14 protein-coding genes are annotated in these 13,336 nt (G+C 61.1%); 5 read left to right on the top strand and 9 right to left on the bottom strand.

Translation table 11 applies throughout. The features are described 5' to 3' along the window. Positions 1-23: 23 nt before the first annotated feature. Positions 24-2,057 (top strand): capsular polysaccharide export protein, LipB/KpsS family, encoded by a 2,034-nt coding sequence (locus tag U9970_RS01555; protein WP_322765006.1) that lies wholly within the window; start codon positions 24-26, stop codon positions 2,055-2,057. On the opposite strand, the gene U9970_RS01560 is transcribed toward U9970_RS01555, so the two are convergent. From U9970_RS01560 to U9970_RS01570, 3 genes are all read right to left on the bottom strand, one after another. Next, complete coding sequence (locus U9970_RS01560; RefSeq protein WP_322765007.1) at positions 2,058-3,308, bottom strand: beta-ketoacyl-[acyl-carrier-protein] synthase family protein; 1,251 nt, start codon at positions 3,306-3,308, stop codon at positions 2,058-2,060. Further along, positions 3,292-3,525, bottom strand: a complete 234-nt coding sequence (locus tag U9970_RS01565; protein WP_322765008.1) for an acyl carrier protein — start codon at positions 3,523-3,525, stop codon at positions 3,292-3,294. The genes U9970_RS01560 and U9970_RS01565 overlap by 17 nt, the downstream gene beginning before the upstream one ends. 206 nt (positions 3,526-3,731) lie before the next feature. Next, a complete protein-coding gene (locus tag U9970_RS01570; protein WP_322765009.1) occupies positions 3,732-4,613 on the bottom strand; it encodes a GNAT family N-acyltransferase in 882 nt (293 codons plus the stop codon). Between the two features lie 318 nt (positions 4,614-4,931). On the opposite strand from U9970_RS01570, the gene U9970_RS01575 reads away from it, so the two are divergent. Together U9970_RS01575 and U9970_RS01580 are read left to right on the top strand one after the other, a co-directional pair. Beyond that, positions 4,932-5,978 carry a polysaccharide biosynthesis/export family protein gene (locus tag U9970_RS01575; protein WP_407653098.1) on the top strand — a complete coding sequence of 349 codons (1,047 nt, stop codon included), beginning with the start codon at positions 4,932-4,934 and terminating at the stop codon, positions 5,976-5,978. Between the two features lie 6 nt (positions 5,979-5,984). Continuing rightward, complete coding sequence (locus U9970_RS01580) at positions 5,985-6,425, top strand: 23S rRNA (pseudouridine(1915)-N(3))-methyltransferase RlmH (RefSeq protein WP_322765980.1); 441 nt, start codon at positions 5,985-5,987, stop codon at positions 6,423-6,425. 74 nt (positions 6,426-6,499) lie between these two features. Here the strand turns inward: U9970_RS01580 and purB are convergent, their stop codons facing one another. Together purB and U9970_RS01590 are read right to left on the bottom strand one after the other, a co-directional pair. Then, on the bottom strand, positions 6,500-7,795 hold the full coding sequence (gene purB / locus U9970_RS01585) for an adenylosuccinate lyase (RefSeq protein WP_322765011.1): 1,296 nt from the start codon (positions 7,793-7,795) through the stop codon (positions 6,500-6,502). A 44-nt stretch (positions 7,796-7,839) separates the two neighbouring features. Next, positions 7,840-8,052 carry a hypothetical protein gene (locus U9970_RS01590; RefSeq protein ID WP_322765012.1) on the bottom strand — a complete coding sequence of 71 codons (213 nt, stop codon included), beginning with the start codon at positions 8,050-8,052 and terminating at the stop codon, positions 7,840-7,842. Between the two features lie 113 nt (positions 8,053-8,165). On the opposite strand from U9970_RS01590, the gene U9970_RS01595 reads away from it, so the two are divergent. Continuing rightward, positions 8,166-9,095 carry a TlyA family RNA methyltransferase gene (locus U9970_RS01595; RefSeq protein WP_322765013.1) on the top strand — a complete coding sequence of 310 codons (930 nt, stop codon included), beginning with the start codon at positions 8,166-8,168 and terminating at the stop codon, positions 9,093-9,095. Between the two features lie 22 nt (positions 9,096-9,117). Here U9970_RS01595 and U9970_RS01600 read toward each other — a convergent pair whose 3' ends face one another. After that, on the bottom strand, positions 9,118-9,456 hold the full coding sequence (locus U9970_RS01600) for a P-II family nitrogen regulator (protein WP_254937407.1): 339 nt from the start codon (positions 9,454-9,456) through the stop codon (positions 9,118-9,120). Positions 9,457-9,642: 186 nt separating this feature from the next. On the opposite strand from U9970_RS01600, the gene queF reads away from it, so the two are divergent. After that, complete coding sequence (gene queF / locus U9970_RS01605; protein ID WP_322765014.1) at positions 9,643-10,068, top strand: preQ(1) synthase; 426 nt, start codon at positions 9,643-9,645, stop codon at positions 10,066-10,068. Here the strand turns inward: queF and U9970_RS01610 are convergent. The 3 genes from U9970_RS01610 to U9970_RS01620 are packed head-to-tail and all read right to left on the bottom strand — an operon-like array spanning position 10,065 to position 13,246. Continuing rightward, positions 10,065-11,363, bottom strand: coding sequence for a cytochrome c biogenesis protein ResB (locus tag U9970_RS01610; RefSeq protein WP_322765981.1), 1,299 nt, complete (start codon positions 11,361-11,363; stop codon positions 10,065-10,067). The genes queF and U9970_RS01610 overlap by 4 nt on opposite strands. Beyond that, on the bottom strand, positions 11,360-12,097 hold the full coding sequence (locus tag U9970_RS01615; protein ID WP_254937410.1) for a cytochrome c biogenesis protein CcdA: 738 nt from the start codon (positions 12,095-12,097) through the stop codon (positions 11,360-11,362). The genes U9970_RS01610 and U9970_RS01615 overlap by 4 nt, the downstream gene beginning before the upstream one ends. A 9-nt stretch (positions 12,098-12,106) precedes the next feature. Further along, complete coding sequence (locus tag U9970_RS01620) at positions 12,107-13,246, bottom strand: FtsW/RodA/SpoVE family cell cycle protein (RefSeq protein ID WP_322765982.1); 1,140 nt, start codon at positions 13,244-13,246, stop codon at positions 12,107-12,109. Positions 13,247-13,336: the final 90 nt, after the last annotated feature.

Genomic DNA, 13,336 nt, shown 5'->3' on the forward strand with positions numbered 1-13,336 from the left:
GATCAAGCTCAAGGGATACTCTTTTGAACTCTTCCAGGCCTGCGACTTTGGTTCATGTACAGATCAATGGCCCTGTGTTGCTGTTGATGGGCCCGATTGGTCTCTTTTTTGCACGCTTCTGCAACTACCTCCGCGGCTGTGGTATCCCGGTCGTCAAGGTGGCTTTCCCCCTGCATGAATTTGGTTTTGCGCGAGATGTTCGCGTGCCTTTTAACGGCTCAATGGAGCAGTGGCGCCCCTTTTTGCGCCAGCTGCTGGTTGAGCGCGGAATTCGCCACATCTTTATGTATGGAGATTTTATAATTCCCCATCGCGTCGCAATCGAGGAGGCTCAGCGCATTGGCATTGAGGCTTGGGTGTTTGAACTCGGCTATATAAGGCCTAATTACATAAGCTTAGAGCGGGATAGGGTGAACTCCCGCTCTAACCTAAATCAACCACTTGAATTTTATAGGTCCCTGCCGCCTGTGAATGTCTTGCCTGGTGGTTGTCTGGAGCCAGGTTGGCGCTGGCGCAAGATTTGGAAGGCCCCAACTTTCCTCCAGCACGCTTTCACTAGTTATCCGATTATCGAGGGTGAGCACAAGTTACAACCCTCGCCTCAGTTTATCTGGTGCCAAGTGCGTGGCAATTGGCGTTTCTGGCTCTACAGATTTAGTGAACGTTCAATCAAGGCGAGACTGCTTGAGCATCTCTCTTACTTCTTGGTGGTGCTTCAGGTCTCTAGTGATTCACAGATCCAGATGGGTTCTCCCTATCGGGGTATGCATGATTTTATTGAGGATGTAATCGGTTCGTTTGCGGCTAATGCCCATGCCTCCGATCATCTGGCCTTTAAGCACCATCCGCGTGATCGTGGCTATAACCATTACGGCAGGCTAATTCAGCTTTTGGCCACCCGTTACGGAGTCTCCGGTCGTGTGCATTATTTTCACGATGGTGCCTTGAGCCGTTTTCTGCGGGCCTGCAGGGGCGTGGTAACGGTCAACAGTACGGTTGGGCTGCAGGCCCTATTCCATGCTGTGCCTACAAAGGTTATGGGGCAAACTTTTTATAACTTACCTGGCCTTACTGATCAGAAACCTCTGGATCAATTCTGGCAGGAGCCCCAGACTAGTGATCGGCCACTTTTTTATCGCTTCTACTCCCACCTGGTTACTAGCACTCAAGTTAATGGCAATTTTGATGGCGACTTCCCCTTCCGGACTACTTTCCCCATAGGTCCCGATGCTCGCCGGTTAGCGCCTTCTCCCCAGCTGCCCGATGCCCCCATGCCTAGCCGCAGATCTGGCGTAATCCAGCTGCCTCGGCTACTAGGCCGTTTGGGCTGGGCTGCAGGGTTTTTTGGGATTTATAGCTTGCAGTTGCTAGCTCTCGCGTTGGGATTTAAGCGTGCTGCTTCCTGGTTGCTCGCTTGTACAGCCGGGGCGGGACTAAGGGCTCTTGGCGTACAGGTGGTCCTTGATGACAGCCAGCCCGGCGAGCCAGTTGGCGTGCCCTTGGTTCATATCTGGAATCACACAAGTCCGATCGATGTGCTGGTGGTGCAAGGGGTGATCAGGTTGCCAAGTATCACAACTGCCAACCTGCATATGAGCCACTTCATGCCCTGGTTTTCTCAGTCGGCTGCCAACGCGGGCCATGCGCTGATGAATCACAAAGATGGACAATCGCGCACTGCTGCTCTGTATGCCGCTTCCCGTACCTTGGCTGATCGGGGCCAAGTGATCCTGGCGCCTAATGGTTCACTGGTTACCCCAATAGATCAGAGAGTTTCGGCGAGCCCCTTACTGCTAGCCCGTCGTCACAATGCCCTTGTTGTGCCATGGACTTTTGTGCAGGAAGGCTTGCCGAGTCCGGAGGACTTGCGCTATCGCCCCCTTAGATTGCTGCTGTCAAGGCTTACTGCGCCGTTAGGAACTATTTATTGCCGGCGAGGGCGTGCCAGCGATTTGCAGCTGCCGGAAGGAAACTGCGACGTCGGCAGCTTTAAGGCAGCTGTGCAGGCTTACTACGCCCGCAGCACCAACCTTCCCAGTAGAACCGATAAGGGGTGATCAGGCGGCCAGGATCAAGCTGATGTTGTGACCGCCGAAGCCGAATGCATTCTTGAGGGCATAGCGCTCGCTGTTATGGCTTGGCAGTACTAGCGACTCCTGTTGAACCACTGCAAGATTTACGGCTGGATCGAGAGGGTTTGAGTTCAGGCTGCGCGGCACTATTCCTTGACGCAAAGCTTGTAGGGCAAGGATGGTTTCCACTGCTCCGGCTGCCCCGAGTAGGTGTCCCAACTGGCCCTTAGGTGCTGTTACAGGCATGTGGTCTAGGGCATTGCCTAGACCGCGGCGCAGGGCTCGCGACTCTGCCAGGTCTCCCACTGGTGTGCCCGTGGCGTGAGCCTGGACGAAGCTGAGGTCCGCCACTGTCAGATCCGCCCGCTGCAGGGCATCGGCAATTGCTTGGCTTGCTTGCAGGCCTTCTGGTTCAGGGGCAACGATGTGGTGACCATCGCTGCTGCAACCGCAGGCCTGGATTATTCCCAAGGGAGGAGGTGCTCCGCTGGCCAGGTCCCGCTCCCTTTGCAATACCAATACGCCTGCGCCCTCGGACAGCACGAAACCGTCCCTGTCCTGGCCATAGGGCCTGGAAGCCTGCTCAGGTTCCTCATTACGACTAGAGAGCGCCCGCATTGCGGCGAACCCCACCAATCCCAGTCGATTCACAGGGGCTTCTGTGCCACCTGCCAACACCACGTCAGCACGATCGTCAGTGATCAGTAGCTGGGCCAGCAGCAGGGCTTCGGCGCCAGACGCGCAAGCTGAAACTGGCGTATGGGCCCCTCCGTGAAGTCCAAGGTCGATAGCAATATGACTTGCCGCTGCATTGGGTATCAGCATTGGCACAGTCAGGGGGTTAACCCGTGTCGGGCCCGCATTCAGCAAGATGGTGTGCTGGCGCTCAAGCGTGGCCAGGCCACCTATCCCCGTGCCAATCACAACTGCAATTCGGGCAGGATCTACACCTGAGAGGTGGGGTGAAGCTTGCGCCCATGCTTGGCGGGCTGCCAGCAGGGCCAGTTGGGAACAGCGATCCAGGCGCCGTTGCAGCAGGGGCTCTAGGGTCTCGCATAGGTCTTGCTGTACGCGACCTGCCAACCGGATAGGCAGGTCTTTTGCCCATTCATCAGCCAGTGAGCTAACTCCGGAGCGGCCCGAGAGTATTGCTTTCCAGGTGCTTTCGGGGTCGTGCCCTAATGGGTTTATCGAGCCCCAGCCGGTAACCGCCAGCCGTTCAGAAGGCTTGCGCATCGGGTTGCTCCATGGACCTCAGGTGGTTCTGAATATCGCCCACCGTTCGGAATTTGAGCAGGTCTTCCTCCCGGATTTTGATGCCGAGGGACTCATCGGCTTCGATCAGAATTTCGTAGAAGCCCAAGGAGTCAATGCCTATGTCTTCGATCAGGCGGGCCTCAGGGGTGATCTGGGCAGGGTCAGCTCCTGAGATCTGAATCAGGATCTGAGTCAACCGATCCTGAAGATCGTCGGGGTTTTGCAGCGAGACTGAAGCAGTTGCTTGCCCGGAGTTTGTAGGCAGATGGGCCTCAGAGCTGGGTCGGCGGGAAGGATTCGCGGGACTCAAGGGCAGGGATTCAGCCTGGTCGTTTTCAGGGTTCGCGCGCATCGAGGACCCCAAAGCGACTGCATGGAAACGTACCAGCCCAGAGGGCTGGTTCAGCTGCCTCGGTACCAGCTGAAACGCCGGTAGACAGGTTGGTGGACGAAGTCGATGAAGTGCTGTAGACGACGGCGGGGGATGCGGCTGAGGTCGGCAGCCATCAGGATTTCGGTGATTTGATTGAAGTCACGGGCCAGGGAGAGGTTTCGAACCCTGGCTTCCATCAGGTTGATGTACTGGCGGAGCAGCACGGGCAACCGAAAGCTTGGCTCTAGTTGCTCCCTGATCTGCTGTTCAAGCCCCTGAATGGTCTCGATGGATCCCTGGGCTTCCATTGGTGCAAGCCAGCTAAGCGAATGGCGGGGCTGGGGGCAGGGCAGCTCCGTTTCTAGAAATGGTGCCCGCGTCAGGCTGCCCAGAAAGCTTTGGTTGACTGCGTCGCTGTAGGCAAAATGGTTGTAGGAGACCAGCCCATGGATGGATTGGTAGCCAGAGGAAACTGCCACCTGAAGTCCGCCCCTAAACAGGCACATCAAGGTGTGAGGCTGGCGCTGGAAGCGGGGCGCAAGTGCTACTCGGCCAATTTCCAGGTGATTGCCTCTCTGGGCCAGAACCGTTTTGATGCCTGGATAAACGTGCTCGAGGTAGGACTGATGACCTCCTGGAAGAGGCGTCTCGGCGCCGGATTCGCCGCTGTTGCCGCAGTCATGTCGAGGCACGAACTGGAGCCGGGCAGAGCCTGCCAGCTCGCCGCTACAGCCCTCCACCAGTAGGAAGTGGTCGTAGAAGCAATCCCTGCTATCGAGGTCACGGGTCTGCCCCGATCCAGAAAGTTGCTGGCGGTAGGTCAGCTCCCGCAGAATGCCGACTGCGTCTGCATAGGGTGCAAAATGTTCACCGGGCAGCAAATAAAGGTCGAGCCCCTGGGAGCTGAACAAAAAGTAAGGGGCGAGCTCAGCCTCTACCTGCTGAAGAGGAAGGGCTACCGGGGCTGGTTGATTCAAAATGGTCCCTTCCTTCCCCTTCACGCTTGGGCTCAAAGTAGGTGAAGATTAGCCCCGACTAGACACCGCACTGGCTTAGCTGCCACGCCAATTTCCAAACCCCATCGCCTTCCAGGACCCTTGCCTGCAGATTTCCATTCCCAACCGTTTGCTCCCTGCAGGCCCCTGGCCAGGCTGATGCTGGCCACAGCACTGGGTGTCCCCTTCAGCTGCCTGGCGGCGCTGGCTCAGCCCCAGCTGAAGGCTTACCCCATGCCTGGGGCCTCAGGAGCTCTGCCGAGCGCCTCTGCTGTGTGGCCAGCAGATCCGGGCAGGAGCTTTCGCTATCGCCTCGGCCCTGGGGACCGGTTGCGTATGTCCGTATTCAAGGTTGAAGGCTACGCCGCAGAAGTGGAGATACTCAGCGATGGCACTATCAACTTGCCGCGGTTGAACTCAGTGCCCGTCTGGGGCCTCAGCCTGGATGAAGCTCAGAAACGGATTACAAGCTTGTATTCCCGTTACCTGCGCAGACCTCTGGTCTATCTCGATCTAATTGCTCCCCGTCCGGTGCGGATCACCGTGGTTGGGGAGGTTCAGAAGCCCGGCTTCTATAGCCTCACCCCACAGGCTAATAGCTCCAGTCTCCAAGCTGTCGGCGCCCAGCAGACCACCGTTTCCAGTGCCGGTTGGCCCACCTTGGTCGATGCGGTTCAGAAAGCAGGGGGCATTACTGCCACTGCCAATCTCTCTGATGTTGTGCTGATCCGTCAGGGAGGCAGGCCTGAATCGCCCAAGACCAGCTTCCGCTTTGATTTTCTGTCTACTCTTTTGGGCCAGTCTCAGACGGTCAATCCACTGTTGATGGATGGGGACACAGTTCAAGTTTCCAAGCTTGAAGGTGTCACTTCTAATGAGATTTTGATCAGGGCTGGTAAGTCGAATCTTTCTGCTGATGCCATTGCCGTTATGGTCGTGGGAGAAGTTAATGCTCCCGGTCTCAAGCAAGTTCGCTCCAATAGCTCGCTCACCGAGGCGGTAATGGCAGCCGGAGACCTCAATCAGCTGAGAGCCGATGCCAACTTCATTCGCCTGTTGAGAATGCAGAGCGACGGCACAGTTGCCTCAACTCGGTTGCGTTTTGAGCCAGGAGCCACACTTGGCTCAATCAACAACCCTGCTCTGCAGAACGGTGATGTGATCGTTGTAGCCCGTAATGGCTGGACGAGTCTCAATCAACGTCTTGCTCAAAGTGTGGAGCCCCTTGGCCCCCTCTTGAACGCGGCTTCCCTGTACAACATTTTGATTAAAGGCCCCTAGGCAGTGATCAACCCAGCCCGCATCCGCATCCTGGCCGTGGGCAAAGTGCGCAAGGGCTGGGTGCAAGAGGGCATTGCCCTCTATCGCAGGCGGCTCCCGGGGCTGGAGATAGTGGAGCTGCGGGATGGTGGCATGGCTCGCGAGGCGGAGGCCTTATCCGCTGAGCTGCGCGGCGGCGAGCAGTTGGTTGCCCTGTGCGAGGAGGGCCAAAGCTACGACTCGTTGGCCTTCGCCAAGGCGCTTGAAGGCTCTGGCTCGGAGCGGCTGGCGTTTGTGATCGGTGGGGCCGATGGCCTCGACCCGGCGCTCAAGGGACGGGCCCACTGGCGCCTGAGCCTCTCACCGATGACCTTTCCCCACGAGCTGGCGCGGCTGCTGCTGCTGGAGCAGCTCTACCGGGCCAGCTCGATTCAGCAAGGCGGGCCCTACCACCGCCCAGGCGCTTGAGTGGGGTGGTGCTTTCGCCAAGCGATGACCACGATTGACAGCCGCTACGAGGGAGCCCTGAACTGTCTGCCGGCTCAAATCCCTAGTCGCTGCCAGACCACGCCCAGGTTGGCCTGATGTAGATCGGTGCTGAAGCACTCAGCCAGCTGCTCAGCGCTGAGCTTGCCCGTCACCTCGCCGTCGGCTTCAAGGTTGGCGCGGAAGTTGCCGCCGTCTGTGTTCCAGGCGCTGTGGGCGTTGCGCTGCACAATCCGGTAAGCGTCTTCGCGGTTGATGCCGGCTTCCACCAGGGCCAGCAGCACCCGCTGGCTGAACACCACGCCGCCGTACACATTCATGTTGCGGGCCATGTTGTCTGGGTAGACCCCTAGGCTCTTCACTACCTCGGTCATCTCCCGCAGCATGAAGTGCAGGGTGGCGGAGCAGTCGGGCAGCATCATCCGCTCCACCGAGCTGTGACTGATGTCGCGCTCGTGCCAGAGGGCGCAGTTTTCCAGGGCCGCCACCACGTAGCTGCGCAGCACCCGGGCCAGGCCGCTGATGCGCTCGCTGCGGATCGGGTTGCGCTTGTGGGGCATGGCCGAGCTGCCCTTCTGGCCCTTGGCGAAGTTCTCCTCCACCTCGAGCACGTCGGTGCGCTGCAGGTTGCGGATCTCGGTGGAGAAGCGCTCTAGGGCCGCGCCCACCAGGGCCAGGGTCTGCACGTATTCGGCGTGGCGATCGCGGGCGATCACCTGGGTGCTGGCGGTGTCTGGCTCCAGGCCGAGCTTGGCGCAGGCGATCGCCTCCACCTGGGGGTCGGTGTTGGCGTAGGTGCCCATGGCGCCGCTGATCTGGCCCACGCTCACCACCCGCTCCAAGCGCTCCAGTCGCTCGCGGTTGCGTTCCACCTCGGCCAGCCAGCCGGCCAGCTTGAAGCCGAAGCTGATCGGCTCGCCGTGGATGGCATGGCTGCGGCCAATCATCACCGTGCCCTTGTGCTCGCGGGCTAGCGCCCTGAGGGCATCGGCCAGCAGGTCGAGCTCGGCGCGCAACAGGGCCACCGAAGCCTTCATCTGCAGGGCCAGGCCCGTGTCGAGCACGTCGGAGCTGGTCATGCCCACGTGGATGTAGCGGCCCGCATCCCCCACGTGCTCGTTGACGTTGGTGAGGAAGGCGATCACGTCGTGGCGCACCTCGGCCTCGATCTCGAGGATCCGCTCCACTGAAAAACTGGCCTTGGACTTAATCGTGGCAACCGCCTCAGCAGGCACCCGCCCCAGCTCGCAGTTGGCCTCGGTGGCGGCGATCTCCACATCAAGCCAGCTCTGAAACTTGGCCTCTTCACTCCAGAGGTTGCCCATCTCGGGCAGGGTGTAACGCTCGATCAAGGCCGCGTCTGGCTCACGTCCAGACCAATGTATGGGTGCGCCCCTTAGGCAGCCGTCGTTAGGCGCTGGTGCTCCACCTCCCAATGCACCTGCTGGCCCCAGGCCTGCTGCCGCACCCAGCAGCGACCGCCGCGGCACTGGATCAGCTGGAAGGGGGGTAGGTCGGAGGGTTGATTGCGCAGTTTGACGAAGCTGCCGGGATAGAGCAGTTCCAGCACATTGGCTGCAGCATTTGCGGTCCGGATTGGGGTGGCCATCGGTGCCGGATCAACTTCTGAGCGCCATCCTCTGCTGGGTTTTGGTGCGGAGGCAGAGATGCTTGGAATCTGTTCCGTTTGCGTTGTGGTTTGATCACAAAACGTGGAGCGCCATGGCCCGCAAGCAACGACTGGATTTGGAGCTCGTGGCCCGCGGCCTGGCGGCTAGCCGTCAGCAGGCCCAGCAGTTGATTAGGGCCGGGCGGGTGCGCCAAGGCGACAAAGTGCTCGATAAACCAGGCACCGAGGTGCTGCCGGAGGCGGAGCTGCTGGTGCAGCAGCTTCCCCGCTACGTATCAAGGGGTGGCGAAAAGCTGGTGCGGGCTCTGGAGGCCTTCCCCATCGCCGTGCAGGGGCGCGTTTGCCTTGATGGCGGCATCTCCACTGGCGGCTTCAGCGATTGTCTGCTTCAGCACGGGGCCTGCCGCATTTACGGAATTGATGTGGGCTACGGCCAGACGGCCTGGAGCCTGCGCAGTGATCCTCGGGTAGTGCTCAAGGAGCGCACCAACCTGCGTCACCTCACCCCGGCCGAGCTCTATGGGCCCGAGGACCCCTGGCCCGATCTAGCGGTGGCCGATGTGTCGTTCATTGCCCTGGCCTTGGTGCTGCCGGCGCTGCTGGCGCTGCTGCAACCCCAAGCACCCGTGGATCTGCTGCTGCTGGTTAAACCCCAGTTTGAGGTGGGCAAGGGCCGGGTCGGCAAGGGCGGGGTGGTGCGTGATCCGGTTGCCCACTGCGATGCCATCGAAGGGGTGATCACCGCGGCCACTGGCTTGGGCTTGGTGGCCTGCGGCCTGGTGGCCTCACCGATCACCGGACCTGCCGGCAACCACGAATACCTGCTCTGGCTGCGGCGCTCCGATTGCGATGGCCAGGTCGGAATGGCTGATGGGGCAGGGGATGCTTTTGAGCCTGTTGAACAGCTTGTTGAACCAGCCCAAAGCGACCCAAAACTCCGCCCTGCGCCAATCAGCCCTGCGCCAATCAGCCCAGAGCAAATAAAAACCCTGGTAGCCAGCACGCTGACCCCCAGGGAATAAAAATCAAAAGGGGAGCTGGCGCTCAGATGGCGCCGCTGTCCCGATCACCGGTGCGGATTCGAATCACCGAATCAATTGTGCTCACGAAGATCTTGCCGTCGCCGATTTCGCCGGTGCGGGCAGCGTCTTGAACGGCGCTCACCACGGTGTCCACCTTGTCGTCATCGACAACGATCTCAAGTTTGAGCTTCTGGAGGAATTCGACGGTGAATTCAGAGCCGCGGTAGCGCTCCACCTGGCCCTTTTGACGGCCAAAACCCCGCACTTCGCTCACGGTCATGCCCACGATCCCCGCATTGACCAGGGCGACCTTGACGTCCTCGAGCTTGAAGGGACGAATGATGGCCTCAATTTTTTTCATAGGAACAGCTCGGGCTAAGTAGGAAGTCTCTCAGGAAATCCCTGCCGATGGTAGGGAGTAGTGCCATTAGGCCCGAGCTTTGTGGGGGTCGTCGTAGCGGTTGCTACCGGCCAGGGCAGCCGTTGGCTGCGGCCACTTTCCTTAAGATCGCCTAGTGGCACTGGCCCTTTCCCTTTCCTTGCTCCGATGTCTTCCAGCCCAGCTTCTGCCAGCGCGTCCTCCCTCACCCAGACGCCTATGTATGGCGAGCGTGCCATCGCTGAAGCGGAGTTGATCTGTTTTAACAATCCCAGGCCTGGCCGTGCCTACGAGATTTCGATCGAGCTGCCGGAGTTCACCTGTAAGTGCCCCTTTTCCGGCTACCCCGATTTTGCGGTGTTGCGCCTGATCTACCAGCCCGGCCCCCGGGTGGTGGAGCTCAAGGCGATCAAGCTCTACGTAAACAGCTACCGCGACCGCTCCATTTCCCATGAAGAGGTGACCAATCGCATCTTGGATGATCTGGTTGCCGCCACCGATCCCCAGTGGATGCAGCTGGAGGCTGATTTTCACCCCCGCGGCAACGTTCACACCGTGGTGCGCGCCAGCCACGGCATGCGGCTGGCTTGTTAAAGCTGGGCGAGCATCTGGGGCAGCTCGGCAGCGAAGCCGGTGAGATTGCGGTTGCAGAGTCCGGCCACATGCAGCTGGCCCGCTTGGCCGGCTGGCTGCTCGGCGATGGCCCAAAGCTGACGCGTAGCAAGCAAGCTGAGCCCACCACCGGCTAGGGCGATCGCAAATCCTGCGTACACCAAAGGCACGCCCGGATCCCGCTTCAGCAGGATGCCACTGGCGGGCAGCACGCTTTCAACCCGTATCGGCAGCCCCTTCACCTCCACCGCTGGGCCGCCTGGAGCTAGGCGAGCTAGGGAGATTCCGTCGGCCCCGTAGATCTCCACAGGCCCTTGTTCGCTGCCCAGGCTGAGCAGCACCGGCTCGCTGCCATCGGGACGGGTGGGCAGCACGATGCCCCAAATCTGTTCGCCTAGCTGAGGAAAGCTCTGCAGCGGTAGCTCCAGCAGGGGGCTTTTGCCCAGTTGCAGGCTGATGGTGGCCAGGGCCCAGTCGGCTTGATACATGGTGACCCCCTGGAAGCGCAGCGGATGGTTGACGCTGATCTCGGCCTGCTTCAGCAGGCTGCCGCCGCTGCCATCGCCCTCCAAGATGCGCAACTGGGAGGTGAATTGCTCAGGTCGCCCGGCGGGATCGCGCTGGATAGAAAAGTGGTCGAGGGCGAGGGTGAGTTGGCTGCTGCCCCGGCTGTCCATCAGCTCCAGGCTGCGGCCGGGGGCCAGGTATTGCTCAGCCCGTTGCCCCCCAAGTGCCCCCCAGGCGGCCCCGAGCATCAGCACCACCATGCCGGCGTGCACCAGCAGGGGTCCGACCCGGCCCAGCAGCCCCTTGCGGGCGGCTAGGCGGTCGTCGTGGCGCTGAATTTGCCAGCCCTGGCTCTGCAGTAGTCCGGCCAGCCGATCGAGGCTCGTCTTGGGGGTGTCGGTGCTGAGGGTTTCGGCCACGCTCAGCTTGCTGAGCTGGCGGGGGGAGCTGTAGTCGATCCAGCGCAGGGCGGCCTGCAGGGCGGGCCACTGGCGGCGCCAGCTGCACAGCAGCAGGGCTAGGGCCAGCCAGGCCAGCAGCCCCAGGAACCAGCCGCTGGAATACACATGGTCGAGCTGCAGTGCCAGCACCCCATCAGCGTTAAGTAGTCCAAGCCAGGGCTGGGGGTCATAGAGCCGGTGGTAGAGCTCGGCTGGTTCCCGCTGGGGGATGGCCGTGCCGACGCCACTGGTGCTGGCAATCACCAGCAGCAGCACGATCGCCACCCGCAGATCGGAGATCCAGCCCACAAGCCGCAGCAAGGCTTTCATCGCCAGTTGGCCACCAGGGTGAGGGCGCCGGTGGTCACCAGCACCACGCCGCTGATCGGGGGAACCCATTGGCCCAGCCGCCTCAGGCTCAGCAAGCCCGGCAGGCTGGCGGCCGCCGTGCCGGCCAGCAGCAGCGGCACCACCTGACCGGCTCCAAAGCTGGTGAGCAGCAACATGCCCACAAGTGGCTTGCCGTTTTGGGCCATCCAGGCAAGTAGCACCGCCAGCACAGGGGTGGTGCAGGGTGTGGCGGCCAGACCAAAAGCTAGGCCTGCGGCTATCGGAGCCAGGGGAGCTGGCACCCGGCGCCGCCAGATTTCAGGATCGGGTCCGGCGGGCAGGGGCAGCTTCAGCAGGCCCAGCAGGTTTAGGCCCATCAGCAGTGCCAGCACAGCCACCACCGTGGGAATCAGCCCGGGGATTTGGCCGTAGATCCGGCCCAGTAGGCCGCTAACCAGGCCCAGCAGCACCAGGGAGGCCACGATGCCGGCAGCAAAGCTGAGGCTGCGCTGCCAGGGAGCCTGGCTGGGCTTAACGCCGGGCGTGCCGCCAAAGCCAGCCAGATAGGCAAGGGTGACCGGCAAAAGCGACAGGGAGCAGGGCCCCAGGCTCGTGAGCAGGCCGCCAGCAAAAACAACCCCAACGGTGGTGGGGGTGGGGCTGGCCAGGGAGTGCTGCAGTAGCGCCTCGCTGCTGCGGGCCCAATCGGCCAGTTGGGGCCCAAAACTGATCATCTAATCAGCCTATCGGGCAGCTGCGGTGCGCCGGCGCCGGGGGGTAGGGGCAAGACCACCTGCCTCCAGCGAGCAGCGGATCAATAGGCCGCAAACAAGCAGGCTGGCCATCAAGGAGTTGCCGCCGTAGCTGATCAGGGGCAGTGGCAGGCCGGTTGTGGGCATGGCACCGCTGGCTACGGCGATATTGAGGATGGATTGGCCCACCAGCAAGGTGGTGCAGCCGATGGCGATTAGGCGCTGCTGGTTGCTGCGGCAGCTGAGGGCAACCCTCAGTCCCACAAAGCCAAACAGCAGCAAAAACAGCAGCAGCACCAGCGAGCCCACGAAGCCAAATTCCTCAGCAAAAACTGCAAAAATAAAATCGGTGCTCTGGATTGGCAGGTATTGCAGCTTCTGGGTGGAAAGGCCAAACCCCTCGCCTAGGAGGCCTCCTGAGCCGATCGCCATCAAGCTCTGCACCAGTTGGTAGCCGTCCCCCTGGGCATCTCGCCAGGGATCCAGGAAGGACACAACCCGCAAACGCTGGTATTCGTTAAGCATGATGCTGCCGCTGCCAAGCAGCCCTCCCGCTCCGGCTGCCCCGAGCAGCAGGGGCAGGGAAACCCCCCCAGCCAGGGCCATCAGCCAGAGCAGCAGCCCCGATAGGGCGGCGGTGCTGAGGTTTGGTTGCTTGAGGATCAGCAGGATCAGGGCCCCAAATGCCCCTAGCCAGAGCAGTTTCTGATCGTTGCCGATGCGCTTCCAGTGGGCAAAAAGGGCAGCGCCCTGCAACACCACAAAAGGCTTGACCAATTCCGATGGCTGCAGCTGTACCGGTCCAAGCACCAGCCAGCGACTGGCGCCGTTGACAGTGCTGCCCATCACCAGGGTGGCTGCGACCAGAGCGATGCCAACCCACAACCCCAGGGGAGCTAGGTGCAACCAGCGCCGCAGGCTGGTGCGTAGGCCGAGCCAGAGCAGTCCCCAGCTGGCAACCATCCAAATCAACTGGCGCTTTAGATAAAAGGCGCCGTCACCCATCTCCCGTTCAGCTACCCACCAACTGGCGGAGGTGAGCACCAGTAGTCCGATCAGGCTCCAGAGCGCCACCATGCCCAGAAGTAATCTGGCTTCTGCTGGCCACTGGGACCAGGGCAACGGCAGCAGCGCCCCAGCCTTCGGAGAACCGCTAACTGCGTCGCGGTGGGGGTTGTGAGTTGCGGTGCGGGCCAAGGCTGAAATTGGGGAGTGGCAGAG

The organism is Cyanobium usitatum str. Tous (assembly GCF_963920485.1).
Taxonomy (GTDB): Bacteria; Cyanobacteriota; Cyanobacteriia; order PCC-6307; family Cyanobiaceae; genus Cyanobium_A; species Cyanobium_A usitatum_A.

Coding starts and splice junctions, on each gene's coding strand:
- U9970_RS01560 (WP_322765007.1), bottom strand. CDS start 3,308: ATGCGCAAGCCTTCTGAACGGCTGGCGGTTACCGGCTGGGGCTCGATA.
- U9970_RS01575 (WP_407653098.1), top strand. CDS start 4,932: ATGCCTGGGGCCTCAGGAGCTCTGCCGAGCGCCTCTGCTGTGTGGCCA.
- U9970_RS01590 (WP_322765012.1), bottom strand. CDS start 8,052: ATGGCCACCCCAATCCGGACCGCAAATGCTGCAGCCAATGTGCTGGAA.
- U9970_RS01595 (WP_322765013.1), top strand. CDS start 8,166: ATGGCCCGCAAGCAACGACTGGATTTGGAGCTCGTGGCCCGCGGCCTG.
- U9970_RS01600 (WP_254937407.1), bottom strand. CDS start 9,456: ATGAAAAAAATTGAGGCCATCATTCGTCCCTTCAAGCTCGAGGACGTC.
- queF (WP_322765014.1), top strand. CDS start 9,643: ATGTCTTCCAGCCCAGCTTCTGCCAGCGCGTCCTCCCTCACCCAGACG.
- U9970_RS01610 (WP_322765981.1), bottom strand. CDS start 11,363: ATGAAAGCCTTGCTGCGGCTTGTGGGCTGGATCTCCGATCTGCGGGTG.
- U9970_RS01615 (WP_254937410.1), bottom strand. CDS start 12,097: ATGATCAGTTTTGGGCCCCAACTGGCCGATTGGGCCCGCAGCAGCGAG.